This is a genomic window from Serratia sp. LTN-2 (assembly GCF_059740205.1).
The window spans coordinates 667669-667977 of record NZ_JCAXDO010000002.1; the positions used below are offsets into that span (position 1 = coordinate 667669).

A 309-nucleotide genomic window follows, 5' to 3' on the forward strand; every position below is an offset into this window, starting at 1 on the left:
CGGCGCGGCAGCGCCCTGCTGATCGACTGCCGCTCGCTGGAAACCCGTGCGGTGCCGATGCCGGACAACGTCGCGGTGGTGATCATCAACTCCAATGTGCAACGCGGGCTGGTGGACAGTGAGTACAACACCCGCCGCAAACAGTGCGAAGAAGCAGCGCGTTTCTTTGGCGTCAAGGCGCTGCGCGACGTCAGCCCCGAACAGTTCGAAGCGCGTCAACATCAGCTGGATCCGCTGGTGGCCAAACGCGCGCGCCATGTCATCAGCGAGAATGCCCGCACGCTGGCGGCGGCCGACTCGCTGGCGGCC

Annotated in this window: 1 pseudogene; it reads left to right on the plus strand. The window is 66.0% G+C overall.

Annotated elements, in window-relative coordinates:
• A pseudogene (locus AC6BYQ_RS07045) lies at positions 1-309 on the plus strand (galactokinase); the annotation flags it as partial.